Here is a 14,807-nt window from a genome sequence, read left to right as displayed (position 1 = left end):
CAGGGAAGACCTTAGGGTGCAAGCCCAAACAAGCAGTTAAGCGAAAGCTGAATATGCAACGGAGCGGATGAAAAAGACCCCGGAGCCGCAAGGCGATCCGGGGTCTGGCATGCATTGGAAGTCGAAGGCTCCAGCGTTATGTCCACTCGCGGATATCGACGAAGTGGCCGGCGATCGCCGCCGCCGCCGCCATCGCCGGTGACACCAGGTGGGTGCGGCCCTTGAAGCCTTGCCGGCCTTCGAAATTGCGGTTCGAGGTCGAGGCGCAGCGTTCATGCGGCTTCAGCCGGTCGTCGTTCATGGCAAGGCACATCGAGCAGCCCGGCTCGCGCCAGTCGAAGCCGGCGGCGACGAAGATCTTGTCGAGGCCTTCGGCTTCCGCCTGTTCCTTGACCAGGCCGGAGCCCGGCACGATCATCGCATCGACATGCGGGCTGACCGTCTTGCCTTCGACCACCTTGGCGACGGCGCGCAGGTCCTCGATGCGGCCATTGGTGCAGGAACCGATGAAGACGCGATCAAGCGTGATGTCGGTGATCCTGGTGCCCGGCGTCAGCCCCATATAGTCGAGCGCACGCTGCTTGGAGGTGCGCTTGTTTTCATCCGAGATATCGTCCGGGTTCGGCACGATGCCTTGCACCGACACGACATCCTCGGGCGAGGAGCCCCAGGAAACGATCGGCGGCAGCTTGGCCGCGTCGAGCACGATCACCTTGTCGAAATGCGCGCCTTCGTCGGACTGCAGCGTCTTCCAGTATTCCATTGCCGCATCCCACGCCGCGCCCTTCGGTGCGCGCGGCTTGTCCTTGACATAGGCGAAGGTCGTCTCGTCCGCCGCGATCAGGCCGGCGCGCGCGCCGCCCTCGATCGACATGTTGCAGATCGTCATGCGGCCTTCCATCGACAGCGCACGGATCGCCTCGCCGGCATACTCGATGACATAGCCGGTGCCGCCGGCGGTGCCGATCTCGCCGATGATGGCGAGGATGATATCCTTGGCGGTGACGCCATCGGGCAACCGGCCGTCGACACGCACCAGCATGTTCTTGGCCTTGCGCTGGATCAGCGTCTGCGTCGCCAGCACGTGCTCGACCTCAGACGTACCGATGCCATGCGCCAACGCGCCGAAAGCGCCGTGGGTCGAGGTGTGGCTGTCACCGCAGACGATGGTCATGCCGGGCAGCGTAAAGCCCTGCTCCGGGCCGATGATGTGGACGATGCCCTGGCGGATATCGTTTTCCGAATAATATTCGACGCCGAAATCCTTGGCGTTCTTGGCCAGCGCCTCGACCTGGACGCGGCTTTCCTCGTTCTTGATACCGAACTTGCGCTCGGGCGAGGTCGAGACATTGTGGTCGACCACGGCCAGCGTCTTTTCCGGATGCCGGACCTTGCGGCCGCTCAGGCGCAAGCCTTCGAAGGCCTGCGGGCTGGTCACTTCATGGACGAGGTGGCGGTCGATGTAGAGCAGGCAGGTGCCGTCGTCCTGGCGGTCGACGACATGGTCGTCGAAAATCTTGTCGTAGAGGGTGCGCGGTGCGCTCATGTGCGTAAATCCGTCGATATGAGAATGGGAAAGAGCAGATGCCGGATCACCGGTCCGGCGAAACGACCTGGACAGGTCGACCTAGGGTAGTCGGCTGGTCAGTGCGCCGGAGACGCGCGCGGAGAAACGCGACGGCAGGCGTTTTCTGTCCTGCAGCACGAACCCCTTATAGGCCGGATCGCCAAAAAGCTCTTCCATGGCGTGGCTCATACCAATGTTTTGGCTTTTCGGCAATTGGAAGCTGCCGTCGCAGGACGTCGGTTCCTCGCCGCTCACATCACCTCAAAAACGAAGGTCTTCACCAGCGCATCGGGCTCGGCGATCGCGTAGCAGCGAAACCATGGGCTTTGCTCGACCTGCCGCCATGTCTTCGCCTGCTCCAGTTCGTCGAACACGGCCTGGAAGCCGCCGCTCGCAAAAACCTGGTCGCGCACGGTGAAGACGGCGTGGCCGCCCTTCCGGGTGATGCGCACCAGCTCATGCAGGCTCAAGGCCGGCGCATGGCTGATGGTGAAAACGCCGGTTGAGAAGAAAGCGCGGAAATGGCCATCCGGCCACGGCAGCGGCCCGCCGAGCATCGCTTGTTTCAGCTCGCTGTAGGCATTTCGGCTGCCGGCGATTTTCAGCATGTCGTCGGAGAGGTCGAGCCCGGCAATGTCGCGGTAGCCCAGCGCCTGCAGCGACGGGCCCGACAGGCCGGTGCCGCAGCCGGCATCGAGCAGCGGTCCTTCGCCCGCCGGCACGTGGCGGGCCACCCAGGCGGTGATCAGGAAAGGCAGCAAATAGCCAAGCGAAGCGGTCTCGCTGTCATAGGTCGCGGCCCATGCGGCATAGGCCTCGGCCAGCGCTTCCGGCGTGTCGGCGGTGTAGACGGAATCCAGCGCCGCATTGGCTTTGTCGACGATCATGTGACCTCCTCATTCGAGATATGCCGACAAGGATCGTAGCGCTGTCCCGGTCCAAAAACTATTCTTCGTGCTGGCGGCGCAACCGCCGTTCCAGCGCCCGCAAGGCCAGCGACAGGCCGACGGTCAGGATGAGATAGATGTAGGCGACGATCGAATAGGTCTCGAAGAAGCGGAACGACCCCGCGGCATAGACCTTGCCCATCTGCGTGATGTCGGCGACGCCGAGGACCGAGACCAGCGAGGAATCCTTGACCAGGGCGACGAAATCATTGCCGAGCGGCGGCAGGATGGTTCGGATCGCCTGCGGAAACACGATCAGCCGGAAGCGTTGAGCGCGTGTCAGGCCGAGCGCCTTCGCCGCCTCGATCTGGCCCTTCTCGACGGCCTGGATGCCGGCGCGAAAGACCTCCGAGATGAACGCCGAATAGCCGATGGTCAGCGCCATGATGGCGCGCCACAAGAGCGACACGTCGCGCACCAGCAATTCGCCCACAAGGCCAGCATTCTGCAGCGGTGCGGTCAGGGCATTCCAACCCGCAACGAAGGCCGGCGCGCCGACGAAGGCGATCCAGAACAACAGCACCAGGATCGGCACGCCGCGGATGATCTCGACATAGAAGCGGGCGATCTGGCGTAGCCAGCGCGAGCCCGACAGCCCCATCAGCGCGATGCCGAGGCCAATGCCAGACGCCAAAACGAAGGCAATCACGGTGACGAAAACGGTAATGCCTATGCCCTTGGCTACGGTGGCGAAGACCTGGGCGTAGAGGTTGCTGGTGGCAACGAAGACGGCCACCGCAATCGCGATGGCCACGGCCACGACCAGCCACCAGGGGAAGTCGGATTTTGAGGTAGAAGCGGCCTGCATCAGAAGGATTGCACCAAGGCACCCCCCTCTGGCCTGCCGGCCATCTCCCCCGCAAGGGGGGAGATTGGCAGCTCCGGAGGCAGTGCTTCAACATTGGCGATTGGCGAAAGCGGGGGCGACATCTGATCTCCCCCCTTGCGGGGGAGATGTCCGGCAGGACAGAGGGGGGCGGGAAGAAACGATGTTCGTGCAAGTTTCAGCGCGCTAGAACCACCCCACACCCGCGCCAAGACGAACTACTGCCCCATCTTGTAATCAAGGAACCATTTCTTGTTGAGCGTGTCGAACGTGCCGTCGGCCTTGAGCGCCGCGATAGCCGCGTTGACTGGCTTCACCAGATCGGAGCCCTTCGGAAAGATAAACCCGAAATCCTCGGTGCCCAGCGGCCCGCCGATCAGCTTCAGCTTACCGTCGGAGGCATCGACATAGCCCTTGCCCGCGGTACCGTCGGTCAGGACGACATCAACGTCGCCGGACTTCAACGCCTGCACCGTCGCACCAAAAGTCTCGAACAGTTTGATGCGCGGATTCTGCTCATTGCCGTCGAGCACGCTGTAGACGGCGGTGTAGAAGGGCGTCGTGCCGGCCTGGGCGCCGATCAGCCCGTCCTTGAAAGCGCCGAAGGTCTTGGCGTCGGTGAAGCGGCTTTCGTCGCCGCGCACCAGCATGAACTGTTCCGAGCGCATATAGGGGTCGGAGAAGTCGACCTTCTGCTTGCGGTCGTCCTTGATGGTGATGCCGGTCATGCCGATATTGTACTGGTTGTCGGAAACCGCCTGGATCATCGCGTCCCAGGAGGTGTTCTGGTACTCGACGGTGAAGTTCAGCCGCTTGGCGATCTCGTTCATCGCATCATATTCCCAGCCGATCTGTTTTCCCGTCTTGGCATCGATGAACTGCAGCGGCGGATAGGCGTTTTCGGTCACCACCACCACCTTCTTGCCGCCGAGATCGGGCAGCGCCTGCGCCAAGGCGGCAACGGGCGTAAGCATGAGGGCAAGCAGGCCGGCCAGCAGCAGTTTCGATTTGGTCATGACACACTCCCCGGAAGTGAAAGCGCCCGGACATCGGCCGGGCTTGCAGGAAAATCCGGCGCCGACTTTAGCTTTCCGCAAGCGTCATGCAAGACGGTCCACTGCGTCGGCGCACGTGAAAACGGATTCCATTGCCTTCTATCCGGGGATTCCTGGACGATCGCCGTGGTGTCCCGTCAATCGGCGCTCGCTTCACGCAAACCGTCAATCAGCCGGGTCAGGGAGCGATGCAGGGATTTCAGCTCGTCGCTATCAAGCGGCGAATGGCACCGCATCGCGGCCGACACCGCCTTGGCGCCCTCGCGCAGTGCTTTGCCCTGAGGCGTCGGTTCGACCAGCACCCGGCGTTCGTCGGCGGCATCGCGCCGGCGCGTGACCAGGCCGTTCGCTTCCAATCGCTTGAGCAGTGGCGTCAGCGTTGCCGAATCGAGCCCCAGCGCGTCGCCGAGTTCGCCGACCGTGCGCGGTGCATGTTCCCACAGCGCCAGCATGGTCAGATATTGCGGGTAGGTCAGGCCGAGCGGCTCGAGCAGCGGCCGGTAGAGCCGTGTCATCAGCCCGCTCGCCGAATAGAGCGCGAAGCACAGATGCTGATCGAGCTTCGGTATCCCGGCGAAATCCGCCGGGATGTCCAGGTGCGAAGAGGTCGTTCTGGTGGTCATGCTGCCTTTGCCGGAAGCGCCGTTGCCGAAAGCGCCACCTCGATGTTGCCCTTGATGGCGTTGGAATAGGGGCAAACCTCATGCGCTGCCGATACAAGCGCTTCCGCCGCCGCCTGATCAAGACCTTTCGTCTCAGCCGCCAGCGAAACGCCGAGCAGGAAACCGCCCTGGCCATTCGGATGCAGGCTGACATTGGCCGTCACCGAGGCATCCTGCAGCGGCAGCTTCTGCTTGCCGGCGATGAAGCGCATGGCGCTTTCGAAGCAGGCGGCATAGCCGGCGGCGAAAAGCTGCTCGGGATTGGTGGCGCCGCCCTTGCCACCAAGTTCCTTTGGCATGGCAAGGTTGAGGCTGAGCAGGCCATCGTTGCTCTGAACGTGGCCGGCGCGGCCGCCGACGGCGCGGGCCTGGGTGGAATACAAAGCTGTCATCTCGTGTCTCCATTTATATTGTGCACGATTGTTTAGTACACGATATAATGGGAGTCAATCGCGGATATCCAGCCAGTGCATCATTCCTGAAAACGAAAAAGGCGGCCGAAGCCGCCTTTTTACAAACATGATTGGCGAAAAACTTATTCGGCGGTCGCGGCTTCCGCGGCCTTGGCTGCCTCAGCCTCGGCGGCTGCCTTCTTCTCGGCTGCTTCCTTGGCGGCCGTCTCGGCGGCCAGAGCCTCGGCGGCTGCCACCTTCTCGGCCTCGATACGGGCCTTCTCGGCGTTCAGCGCATCGCGCTCGTCATCGTTCAGCTTGCGGGCGCGCACGCCGGTGTTTTCCGAAATACGGGCCGACTTGCCGCGACGATCGCGCAGATAGTAGAGCTTGGCGCGACGCACCTTGCCGCGGCGAACGATCTCAACGCCTTCGACCATCGGCGAATAGACCGGGAACACGCGCTCGACGCCTTCGCCGTAGGAGATCTTGCGGACGGTGAAATTTTCCTGGAAGCCGGAACCGGCGCGGGCGATGACGACGCCCTCATAGGCCTGGACGCGGGTGCGGGTGCCTTCGGTCACGCGGACCTGAACGCGCACGGTGTCGCCGGGCTGGAATTCGGGAAGCTTGCGCTTGGCTTCGATCTTGGCGGCCTGCTCGGCCTCGAGTTGACGGAGAAGATCCATCTCAAAAATCCACTTCTTGTTCTTCCGACAGCCAGAGCGTCCGACACTCGCCTTGCAGTTCCAATGACCGCTCGGCTATGCCCTTTATCGAAGACATCGGTGTCCAAGACATCGGGCAGGGGCGACTACACCGTCATTGTTGACGGGTCCGGCAGAGTTTTTCTTGCCGGTACGGGCGGGCACATACAGCTATTTCAGCGCTTTGTCACGCCTGACCCCGAGTCTTTTTTGCCTGCATGGCACCATCATAACCTTCCGGTGCCGGGTTGCGTCCGTATGCCAGGCTTCCTAAGCCGGGCGCAGCACAGTTTTTCGCGGCGGCCTTACATGTCTATCTTCGACGCCATCCTGCTTTTCCTGGCGGGCTTTCTGTCAGGCACCGCCAATGCGGTCGCCGGTGGCGGCACTTTCATCACCTTCGGCGCCATGACATTGGTCGGCCTGCCGCCGATCGTCGCCAACGCCACCTCCTCGGTGACGCAGTTTCCCGGCTACATCACCTCGACGCTCGCCTACTGGGATGACATCCGCCACTTCTGGCGTGGCGCATTGCTTCTCTGCCTGATCTCGGCGGTCGGCGCGCTGGCTGGCGCGCTGATCTTGCTGGCGCTCGACAATCCGTCGTTCCGCGTCCTGGTGCCATGGCTGCTGCTGGGCGCAACGGCCCTGTTTGCCGCCGGGCCGTGGCTGAAACCGGCGCCGAAGCCGGGGCACGAAGCCGCGGTGGGCACGCTGACCGGTTCATTGGCGCAGTTCATCACCGCCATCTATGGCGGCTTCTTCGGCGCCGGCATGGGCGTCATGATGCTGGCGACGCTCGGCCTCACGCAAGCCGGCGACTATCACCGGCTGAACGCGCTGAAGAACATGCTGGCCATTGTCATCGCCGCGGTGGCGATCGTCGTCTTCGTCTCGGGCGGCGTTGTCGCCTGGCTGCAGGCGATCATCATGATCCCGGGCGGCGCGCTGGGCGGCTATGCCGGCGTCTGGATCGCCAAGCGCGTGCCGCAGAACGCGGTGCGCGGCTTCGTCGTCGCCGTCGGCCTGTTCCTGGCGTTTTACTATTTCGCTAAGGGGTGAGCCGGATCAATCTGGTTTCGAAAATCGGAATGACCTCTGGGTCGGCGGTAGATGTCGAGGTCGAGCTTTATGCCTCGCTCACCCAGTAACTTCAGCGTCGATGGGGTCAATCCCAAGCCCTGATTTACCTGATCGAGCCAGACGCCGCAGAACATGTCGACCTTGAACCGCCGCACGAGATCGGCCCAAACCGCGACGTCTGACGTGAGCGTCTTCAAGATACTTGCGATCTGGTGATCGAGTTGGTCGCCTTTGTCGCATCCCGACGAGAGCCTCCAGAGTCCGTTCAGCGCTATGCGGGGTGGTTGGTTTGGGGGATGCGTATGAATATCCCCTTTCCGAACTGCATAGGTCGGTTGTCCAGCTAAAAGTCTTGTGAGTTCGGCGGGGTCGAGATCATCGCCGAAGAATCTTAGCGACGCTGAACTCTGGGCAATCTCAGCCATTGTCGGCCTGGTCGTTTTCCAACAAATCCGGCCGCCGCTCTTTCGTCAGCGCCTCGGACTCCGCCCGCCGCCAGGCGGCGATCTTCTTGTGATTGCCTGATATCAGCACCTCGGGAATCTCGCGCCCCTCGAATTCCTGCGGCCGCGTGTAATGAGGGTGTTCGAGCAGGCCATTCTCGAAACTCTCCTCTTCGCCCGACACGGCATTGCCCATGACGCCGGGCAACAGCCGCACCACACCGTCGAGCAGCACAAGGGCCGCCGGCTCACCGCCAGAGAGGATGAAATCGCCGATCGAAACCTCTTCCAATCCGCGCGCCTCGATCAGCCGCTGGTCGACGCCCTCGAAGCGTCCGCACAGGATCACAGCGCCCGGCCCGGCGGCGAGTTCGCGCACGCGCGCCTGCGTCAGCGGCCTGCCGCGCGGGCTCATCAGCAGCCGCGGCCGCGCGTCGCCCTCGGGCGAAGCATGGTCGATGGCCCTGGCCAAAACATCGGCGCGCATCACCATGCCGGCACCGCCGCCGGCCGGCGTGTCGTCGACGGTGCGGTGGCGGTCGGTGGCGAAGTCGCGGATCTGGATCGCTTCCAGCGACCATGTGCCACCTTCCAGCGCCCGGCCGGCCAGCGATAGCCCGAGCGCGCCCGGAAACATCTCGGGATAAAGCGTCAGCACCGAGGCTTTGAACGTCACCGGTTGCCCCCGGCGTCCCGCGGTCCGCGCGGCCTGCCCTTCGGGTCGAAGTCTTCCTCGCGCGGCGCATCGCCATCCTCGTCCTCGAGCAGCCCTGCCGCCGCCGGGTCGACGCGGACAAAGCCCTCGGCGATCGACACATCAGGCACCGCGGCCTGCGTGAACGGGATCAGCACGCCCTTGCGCCCGCCCAATGTCACATCGAGAATGTCGCCACCGCCGAAATTGTGCACGGCGACGACCTTGCCGATCACAGCACCGGCATCGTCCCGGACCTCCAGACCGACCAGGTCGGCATGGTAGAATTCGTCCTCCTCGCCATCGTCGGGCAGCATCGAGCGGTCGACGAACAGTTCGGTGCCGGCGAGCGCCTCGGCGGCGTTGCGGTCGGCAACACCCTTGAAGCGGACAACGACGACGGTGTTGGCGGGCCTGATGTCGATGATCTGGAAGGCGCGGCCGTCCCTGGCATAGAGCGGCCCATAATCGGCCAGCGCCAACGGCTCACCGGTGAAGGTCTTCACCCGCAATTCGCCCTTGATGCCGTGGGCGGCGCCGATCACGGCCATCTGGACGGGGTTCTGGGGCTTGCTCATGGCGCGATATCCTTTGGCTTTGCTCTAACGCTCCCGGATTGTCATTTCAATGACATGACTCTTCACCGCTTCCTAACCCGGCTGCCGGAAAATGGCGGCTGATGCATGTCGCCCAAAAGTGGGAACCGGTTTTGGGATGACGACATGCATGAAGACAAATGCATGTCGCCCAAAGGTGGCTCCAGTTTGGGGACAACGGCACGCATGAAGCAAGATTGGAAGCACACCATGCAGGAATTCCTCATCCCGGCAAAACCCGACCTCCAGGCGGCGCGTGAAAGCTGGCTGAAGATGCTGGCGCGCGAACGCCGGCTGTCGCCGGAAACCGTCGAGGCCTACGAGCGCGACACGCGGCAGTTCCTGCATTTCCTCACCGGCCATTGTGGCGGCTCGCCCGGCATTTCGGACATCGCCAATCTGCGCCCGGCCGATCTGCGCGGCTTCCTCGCCGCCCGCCGCAACGCCGGCGCCGGCGCCCGCACGCTTGGCCGCGGACTGGCGGGCATCCGCTCGCTGCTGCGGTTCCTCGAACGGCGTGGCCTCGTCAACGCGGCCGGTGCGGCAGCCTTGCGCGCGCCGCGCCAGCCCAAATCGCTGCCCAAGCCACTGACGGCAAGCGATGCCAAGCATGTCGTTTCCGTCGAAGGCCAACTGGCTGAAGAGCCGTGGATCGCCGCCCGCAACGCAGCCGTGCTGACGCTGCTCTATGGCTCAGGCCTGCGCATTTCCGAGGCGCTCGGCCTCGCTGCTGCCGATCTGGCCTTGGCGACCGACACCGTGCTGCGCGTCACCGGCAAGGGCAGCAAGACGCGGCTGGTGCCGGTGCTACCGGTGGCGCTGCGGGCGATCGCCGAATACCGCCGGCTCTGCCCCTATCATCTCGACCCGAAGGGCCTTTTGTTTCGCGGCGCGCGCGGCGGCCCGCTCAATCCGGCCATCGTCCAGCGCGACATGGCCAAGCTGCGCTCGGCGCTCAACCTGCCCGATACCGCGACGCCACACGCGCTACGCCATTCCTTCGCCACGCATCTGCTCGGCCGCGGTGGCGATTTGCGCACCATCCAGGAGCTCCTAGGCCACGCCAGCCTGTCGACGACGCAGATCTACACCGGCGTCGACACTGCCAGGCTGCTCGAAATTTATGAGTCTGCTCACCCAAGGGCATGATCATTTCGTCATCCCTGGGCGAAGCAGCCGCAGCGGCGTCGCGAAGACCCTGGGATCCATGCCGCGATCTCAGCCGAAGAATGCCGCGGACCAGAATTCAAAACGCCTGCGCCGAGTAGCTAGGACCGGTCAAAGACAATTTTGCAGTGCCGATTAACCGTTTTGCCGCTTTTTGCGCCTAGACCTGACCATGATCCCGAAAAGTGGGACCCGGTTTTCGGAAAAGGTCATGGTCAAAACATGAAGACAGCGTCATGAAACGCGTCATCGCCATCGCCGACCGTGCAGCTTCCGTGTCGCTGAAGCTGCTTGTCGCGCTCAATGTCCTGTTTTTCCTGTCATTCCTTGCCGTCTTGCTGCTCGGGGCCGGCAGGGCGCATGCCGAGATCCCCACCTGCACCGGCGCCGACATGCTGTCCGCCTTGCAGAAGAGCGATCCGTCGGCCTATCAGAAGATCGAGACTGAAGCCGCCGCCACGCCGAACGGCAAGGGCCTGCTGTGGAAGCTGGAGAAGCCGGGCGAAAAGCCGTCCTTCCTGTTCGGCACCATGCACATGACCGACCCGCGCGTCACCGCGCTGCCGCCGGCGGCGCAGAAGGCCTATGACGCCGCCGCCACCATCGTCATCGAAACCACCGACGTGCTCGACAAGCAGCAGATGATGGCGGCGATGCTCAAGGAGCCGGACCTGATGATGTTCACCGACTCCACGACGCTGTCGTCATTGCTGTCGCCCGACGATGCGGCGGCCATGAATGCCGCACTCGACGCGCGCGGCATCCCGCCGGCGACCGTCGCCAAGATGAAGCCATGGATGCTCTCGGCCATGATGGCGCTTCCGGCTTGCGAACTCGCCCGCCAGTCCGGCGGCGCCCCGGTGCTCGACGTCAAGCTGGCGGAGGGTGCCAAGGCCGCCGGCAAGCCGGTTGAGGGACTGGAAACGGCTGCCAGCCAATTGCGCGCCATGGCCTCTTTGCCACTGGCCTTTCACATGAAGGGGCTGGTCGACACGCTGAAGCTGGGCGACAAGGTCAACGACATCAACGAAACCATGATCGTTCTCTACCAGCGCGGCGACACCGGTATGTTCTGGCCACTGTTCCGTGTGGCCATGCCCGATGAGCAGGACGACCCCGCAGGCTATGCCGCGTTCGAGGAAACCATGATCACCAGCCGCAACAAGGTGATGGTAGATCATGCCCAGCCGATCCTGGCCAGGGGCAATGCCTTCATGGCGGTCGGAGCCCTCCACCTTCCCGGTCCCGAAGGCCTGGTCGAGGATTTCCGCAAAGCCGGCTATACTGTCACCGCTGTCAACTGAGTCGCCGCATGGTGGTGGAGGATCCGGGCGTCGCGTTTTCGGCGTTTTCCTCGACTAGTGTGAAACCCATTCGACGGTAACGCGTTGATGGCTGTTGTTTGATGTTTTTCATCCACGGAGGACACTTTTATGGCGAACACACCGAATCCAAACGACCCGTTCAATTCGTCCACCAACGCTCCTCGCCCAAGCGGCGGTGGCAGCACCTGGCTGATTGTTCTGGTCGTCGTTATTCTGGCGGTTGTCGCGTATTATGTTTTCGGAAGAAGCGGCGGTGAGCATCCGGCACCTGCCGAGGCGCCGGCGGCCAGCACACCGGCACCTGCGCCGGCTCCTCCAGAACCGATGAAGCCAGCCGAACCGGCTCCGGCCGCGCCCGCTCCCGCGGCGCCTGCCCCAGCGCCCGCACCAGCTCCAGCGCCTGCTCCGGCTCCTGCCGCACCGGCCAACTGATCAGGCTCGATATCAAATACGAACGGCCCGCCAAAAGGCGGGCCGTTTTGCTTTGTGTGGGGCCGCCTTAAAGGCCTTTCCAGAAACTCGCTCCGGTGAGTCAGCTGGTGTGGTTTTCGAGAACCGGAGCGCAGCGGACGTTTGGGTCCGTGAGCACCGGAAGCGGAGAAAACCTCACCAGATGGCCGCCGGAGTAGAGTTTATGAAAGGCCTCTATATGTGGATCGGCTTGAAGAAGGTCGCCAGCGCCGCCTCCTTGACCGCTTCCGACATCGTCGGGTGTGCATGGCAGGTGCGGGCAAGATCCTCGGACGAGCCGCCGAATTCCATCAGCACCGCCGCCTCGTGGATCATCTCGCCGGCGCCGAAGCCGACAATATGGACGCCGAGCACGCGGTCGCTTGCCTTGTCGGCGAGGATCTTGACGAAACCGTCGGTGTGCAGCATGGCGCGCGCCCGGCCATTGGCGCTGAACGGAAACTTTCCCGCCTTGTACTCGATGCCGGCCTTCTTCAATTCCTCCTCGGTCTTGCCGACCGAGGCGATTTCCGGGCTGGTGTAGACGACGCTCGGAATGACGTCATAGTTCACATGGCCGGCCTGGCCGGTGATGGTTTCCGCCACCGCCACGCCCTCGTCCTCGGCCTTGTGTGCCAGCATCGGCCCGGCGATGACATCGCCGATGGCGTAGATGCCGGGCACGTTGGTTCTGAGATGGCCATCGGTCGTGACCCGGCCACGCTCGTCGACCTCGACGCCGGCTTCCTTGAGCCCGAGAGTGTCGGAATAGGCGCGCCGCCCGGTGGCGATCAGCACCGCGTCGGCCTCGATGGTCTCGGCAGCGCCACCCTTGACCGGCTCGAAGGTGACGGTCGCGCCCTTCTTGGCCTTGGCGACACCGGTGACCTTGGCGCCGAGCTTGAACTCGAAACCCTGCCTCGACAGCATTCGCTGGAACTGTTTGGAGACCTCGCCGTCCATGCCACCCAGGATGGTGTCAAGGAATTCGACGACGGTGACCTTGGCGCCAAGCCGCGCCCACACAGAGCCGAGCTCGAGGCCGATGACACCGCCGCCGACCACCACCAGATGGCCGGGCACTTTCTCCAGCGACAGCGCGCCGGTCGACGACACGATCACCTTCTCGTCGATGTCGACCTTGACGCCGGGAATGCCGGCGACATCCGAACCGGTGGCGATGACGATGTTCTTGGTCTCGATCTCCTCGACCTTGCCGTCCTCGCCGGTCACCGAGACTTTGCCCGCGGCGATCACCTTGCCGGTGCCGCGGAAGCTGTCGATCTTGTTCTTCTTGAACAGGAAGGCGACGCCGTTGACGTTCGACGCCACTGTCGCGTCCTTGTGCGCCATCATCTTCTTCAGGTTCAATTTCGGCGCTGATATCTCGACACCGAGCGTGTCGAAGGAGTGGCCCGCCTCGGCGAACATCTCGGAGGCATAAAGCAGCGCCTTGGACGGAATGCAGCCGATGTTGAGGCAGGTGCCGCCGAAGGTCGCGTTCTTCTCGACCACCGCCGTCTTCAGCCCGAGCTGCGCCGCCTTGATGGCGCAGACATAGCCGCCCGGTCCCGATCCGATGATAACGACGTCATAAGCCATGATACTGTCCTTCTTGATTGGGGCTCAGCGGCCGCCGCTTACATTCAGGATCGCGCCCGTCGTATAGGACGCGGCGTCGGATAAAAGATAGAGAACCGCACCAGCGACTTCATCAGCCGTTCCGGCTCTTTTCATCGGAAGCGTATCCTGGATCAGTGCCACCCGGTCCGGCTGGCCGCCGGAGGCATGGATGTCCGTATCGATGATGCCCGGGCGCACCGCATTGACGCGGATGCCTTCCAGTGCCACCTCGCGGGCGAGGCCGATGGTGAACGTGTCGATGGCGCCCTTGGAGGAGGCATAGTCGACATAGTTGTCCGCGGCGCCAAGCACCGCCGCAGCCGACGAGATGTTGACGATGGCGCCACCCTTGCCGCCGTGGCGCGTCGACATGCGCTTCACCGCCTCGCGGGCGCACAGGAACGAACCAACGACATTGATGCGCATCATGCGCTCCAGCCGCGAAAAATCCATCTCGTCGACGCGAGCCTTGGCGTCGACGATGCCGGCATTGTTGACGAAGGCATCGAGCCGGCCATAGGCGCGGTCGACGGCACCGAACATGGCAACGATATCGGCCTCGACGCCGACATCGCCCTTGACGGCAAGAGCGTCGCCGCCGGCGGCCTGGATCTCTGCGACCAGCGCATCGGCGGCGTCCTTATTCGCAGCGTAGTTGACCGCGACGCGGTAGCCGGTCTTCGAGCCGAGCCGGCAGATCGCGGCGCCGATGCCGCGGCTGCCGCCGGTGACCAGCAGCACCTTTTGCGTATCGGTCATTCCTGGCATCCCTTCAAGGCAAACACATCCCACGGCACTTTCGAAAATCCATTGCCGCCATAGGCCGAGGATTGACGCAACGACTGCCCAAGATCCGGCAGGATCAGCGTCTTCGGCGCCTCGACGCCCTCGGCCGGCAGCAGGCCGATGCTGCCCTTGTCGTCCGACGTGTAGATGACGCCGTGCCAGGCCGTACAGGCGGCGAGCTCCTCGCCGGTGACGTCGCCCTCGGGGCATTTGTACATCAGCACGCCGTTCGGCCGCGACACGCCCTCGTTCCACATGACGATGCCGTTCAGCACCACATTGTTGTCGAGGATCATCCGGAAGCTGTTGGTGACGGTCGCCGAGGTGCCGGTCGGGCTAAAATCGATCTCACTGCCGCTTTGGGCATCGCCATAGACGGCGAGTTCGATCGGGCACGCTGCGATTGCGGCCGAGCCGGCGAACAAGACTGCCATAGATCCCGCTAGGCATGCGATGGCGGACGACAAGGGGCTTTGCATCGCGG

The 14,807-nt window shown here is 63.5% G+C and carries 17 protein-coding genes; 3 read left to right on the top strand and 14 right to left on the bottom strand.

Features of this window, described 5'->3' with window-relative positions:
- Positions 1–136: 136 nt before the first annotated feature.
- The 8 genes from leuC to rplS form a co-directional block, all read right to left on the bottom strand.
- Positions 137–1,546, bottom strand: a complete 1,410-nt coding sequence (gene leuC, locus CGZ66_RS10990) for a 3-isopropylmalate dehydratase large subunit (protein WP_095084034.1) — start codon at positions 1,544–1,546, stop codon at positions 137–139.
- Positions 1,547–1,627: 81 nt separating this feature from the next.
- Complete coding sequence (locus CGZ66_RS39845) at positions 1,628–1,822, bottom strand: hypothetical protein (RefSeq protein WP_167391997.1); 195 nt, start codon at positions 1,820–1,822, stop codon at positions 1,628–1,630.
- Positions 1,819–2,454 (bottom strand): class I SAM-dependent DNA methyltransferase, encoded by a 636-nt coding sequence (locus CGZ66_RS10980; RefSeq protein WP_095084033.1) that lies wholly within the window; start codon positions 2,452–2,454, stop codon positions 1,819–1,821. Before CGZ66_RS10980 ends, CGZ66_RS39845 begins: the two co-directional genes overlap by 4 nt.
- A 58-nt stretch (positions 2,455–2,512) precedes the next feature.
- On the bottom strand, positions 2,513–3,322 hold the full coding sequence (locus CGZ66_RS10975; RefSeq protein WP_095084032.1) for an amino acid ABC transporter permease: 810 nt from the start codon (positions 3,320–3,322) through the stop codon (positions 2,513–2,515).
- A 236-nt stretch (positions 3,323–3,558) separates the two neighbouring features.
- Positions 3,559–4,356 carry a transporter substrate-binding domain-containing protein gene (locus tag CGZ66_RS10965; protein ID WP_095084031.1) on the bottom strand — a complete coding sequence of 266 codons (798 nt, stop codon included), beginning with the start codon at positions 4,354–4,356 and terminating at the stop codon, positions 3,559–3,561.
- Between the two features lie 176 nt (positions 4,357–4,532).
- Positions 4,533–5,018: a MarR family winged helix-turn-helix transcriptional regulator gene (locus tag CGZ66_RS10960; RefSeq protein WP_095084030.1), complete on the bottom strand. Its 486-nt coding sequence runs from the start codon at positions 5,016–5,018 to the stop codon at positions 4,533–4,535.
- The gene (locus tag CGZ66_RS10955; RefSeq protein WP_095084029.1) at positions 5,015–5,449 is read right to left on the bottom strand and encodes an organic hydroperoxide resistance protein; all 435 of its coding nucleotides are present in this window, start codon (positions 5,447–5,449) and stop codon (positions 5,015–5,017) included. The genes CGZ66_RS10960 and CGZ66_RS10955 overlap by 4 nt, the downstream gene beginning before the upstream one ends.
- A 143-nt stretch (positions 5,450–5,592) precedes the next feature.
- Positions 5,593–6,138, bottom strand: a complete 546-nt coding sequence (gene rplS / locus CGZ66_RS10950; RefSeq protein WP_095084028.1) for a 50S ribosomal protein L19 — start codon at positions 6,136–6,138, stop codon at positions 5,593–5,595.
- A gap of 327 nt (positions 6,139–6,465) precedes the next feature.
- Between rplS and CGZ66_RS10945 the strand changes: the two genes are divergently transcribed.
- Positions 6,466–7,218, top strand: coding sequence for a sulfite exporter TauE/SafE family protein (locus tag CGZ66_RS10945; RefSeq protein WP_095084027.1), 753 nt, complete (start codon positions 6,466–6,468; stop codon positions 7,216–7,218).
- On the opposite strand, the gene CGZ66_RS10940 is transcribed toward CGZ66_RS10945, so the two are convergent.
- From CGZ66_RS10940 to rimM, 3 genes are read right to left on the bottom strand one after another with little or no spacing between them, the layout of a single operon-like run.
- A complete protein-coding gene (locus CGZ66_RS10940; RefSeq protein ID WP_095084026.1) occupies positions 7,200–7,664 on the bottom strand; it encodes a DUF4279 domain-containing protein in 465 nt (154 codons plus the stop codon). The genes CGZ66_RS10945 and CGZ66_RS10940 overlap by 19 nt on opposite strands.
- Positions 7,657–8,358, bottom strand: a complete 702-nt coding sequence (trmD, locus tag CGZ66_RS10935; protein ID WP_095084025.1) for a tRNA (guanosine(37)-N1)-methyltransferase TrmD — start codon at positions 8,356–8,358, stop codon at positions 7,657–7,659. The genes CGZ66_RS10940 and trmD overlap by 8 nt, the downstream gene beginning before the upstream one ends.
- Positions 8,355–8,954 (bottom strand): ribosome maturation factor RimM, encoded by a 600-nt coding sequence (rimM, locus tag CGZ66_RS10930; RefSeq protein WP_095084024.1) that lies wholly within the window; start codon positions 8,952–8,954, stop codon positions 8,355–8,357. The genes trmD and rimM overlap by 4 nt, the downstream gene beginning before the upstream one ends.
- Before the next feature lie 228 nt (positions 8,955–9,182).
- Between rimM and CGZ66_RS10925 the strand changes: the two genes are divergently transcribed.
- Both CGZ66_RS10925 and CGZ66_RS10920 read left to right on the top strand, forming a co-directional pair.
- Positions 9,183–10,121: a tyrosine recombinase XerC gene (locus CGZ66_RS10925; RefSeq protein WP_095084394.1), complete on the top strand. Its 939-nt coding sequence runs from the start codon at positions 9,183–9,185 to the stop codon at positions 10,119–10,121.
- Between the two features lie 254 nt (positions 10,122–10,375).
- On the top strand, positions 10,376–11,443 hold the full coding sequence (locus CGZ66_RS10920) for a TraB/GumN family protein (protein ID WP_095084023.1): 1,068 nt from the start codon (positions 10,376–10,378) through the stop codon (positions 11,441–11,443).
- Between the two features lie 666 nt (positions 11,444–12,109).
- Here CGZ66_RS10920 and lpdA read toward each other — a convergent pair.
- The 3 genes from lpdA to CGZ66_RS10900 are packed head-to-tail and all read right to left on the bottom strand — an operon-like array spanning position 12,110 to position 14,757.
- Positions 12,110–13,516: a dihydrolipoyl dehydrogenase gene (lpdA, locus tag CGZ66_RS10910; protein ID WP_095084021.1), complete on the bottom strand. Its 1,407-nt coding sequence runs from the start codon at positions 13,514–13,516 to the stop codon at positions 12,110–12,112.
- A 24-nt stretch (positions 13,517–13,540) separates the two neighbouring features.
- Entirely contained in the window at positions 13,541–14,296 is a 756-nt protein-coding gene (locus CGZ66_RS10905; protein ID WP_095084020.1) for an SDR family oxidoreductase, read from the bottom strand.
- On the bottom strand, positions 14,293–14,757 hold the full coding sequence (locus CGZ66_RS10900; protein ID WP_245331059.1) for a hypothetical protein: 465 nt from the start codon (positions 14,755–14,757) through the stop codon (positions 14,293–14,295). The genes CGZ66_RS10905 and CGZ66_RS10900 overlap by 4 nt, the downstream gene beginning before the upstream one ends.
- Between the last annotated feature and the right edge of the window lie 50 nt (positions 14,758–14,807).

Source organism: Mesorhizobium sophorae, from assembly GCF_002270415.1.
GTDB lineage: Bacteria > Pseudomonadota > Alphaproteobacteria > Rhizobiales > Rhizobiaceae > Mesorhizobium > Mesorhizobium sophorae.
This window is presented reverse-complemented; position numbering and strand designations above follow the sequence as displayed.

Excerpts from the sequence above, each read along its gene's own strand:
- rplS (WP_095084028.1), bottom strand. The coding sequence starts at position 6,138 with ATGGATCTTCTCCGTCAACTCGAGGCCGAGCAGGCCGCCAAGATCGAA.
- CGZ66_RS10945 (WP_095084027.1), top strand. The coding sequence starts at position 6,466 with ATGTCTATCTTCGACGCCATCCTGCTTTTCCTGGCGGGCTTTCTGTCA.
- CGZ66_RS10905 (WP_095084020.1), bottom strand. The coding sequence starts at position 14,296 with ATGACCGATACGCAAAAGGTGCTGCTGGTCACCGGCGGCAGCCGCGGC.
- CGZ66_RS10920 (WP_095084023.1), top strand. The coding sequence starts at position 10,376 with ATGAAACGCGTCATCGCCATCGCCGACCGTGCAGCTTCCGTGTCGCTG.
- CGZ66_RS10975 (WP_095084032.1), bottom strand. The coding sequence starts at position 3,322 with ATGCAGGCCGCTTCTACCTCAAAATCCGACTTCCCCTGGTGGCTGGTC.
- CGZ66_RS10965 (WP_095084031.1), bottom strand. The coding sequence starts at position 4,356 with ATGACCAAATCGAAACTGCTGCTGGCCGGCCTGCTTGCCCTCATGCTT.
- CGZ66_RS10900 (WP_245331059.1), bottom strand. The coding sequence starts at position 14,757 with ATGGCAGTCTTGTTCGCCGGCTCGGCCGCAATCGCAGCGTGCCCGATC.
- CGZ66_RS10960 (WP_095084030.1), bottom strand. The coding sequence starts at position 5,018 with ATGACCACCAGAACGACCTCTTCGCACCTGGACATCCCGGCGGATTTC.
- rimM (WP_095084024.1), bottom strand. The coding sequence starts at position 8,954 with ATGAGCAAGCCCCAGAACCCCGTCCAGATGGCCGTGATCGGCGCCGCC.
- CGZ66_RS10980 (WP_095084033.1), bottom strand. The coding sequence starts at position 2,454 with ATGATCGTCGACAAAGCCAATGCGGCGCTGGATTCCGTCTACACCGCC.
- CGZ66_RS10940 (WP_095084026.1), bottom strand. The coding sequence starts at position 7,664 with ATGGCTGAGATTGCCCAGAGTTCAGCGTCGCTAAGATTCTTCGGCGAT.
- leuC (WP_095084034.1), bottom strand. The coding sequence starts at position 1,546 with ATGAGCGCACCGCGCACCCTCTACGACAAGATTTTCGACGACCATGTC.
- CGZ66_RS10955 (WP_095084029.1), bottom strand. The coding sequence starts at position 5,449 with ATGACAGCTTTGTATTCCACCCAGGCCCGCGCCGTCGGCGGCCGCGCC.
- CGZ66_RS10925 (WP_095084394.1), top strand. The coding sequence starts at position 9,183 with ATGCAGGAATTCCTCATCCCGGCAAAACCCGACCTCCAGGCGGCGCGT.
- lpdA (WP_095084021.1), bottom strand. The coding sequence starts at position 13,516 with ATGGCTTATGACGTCGTTATCATCGGATCGGGACCGGGCGGCTATGTC.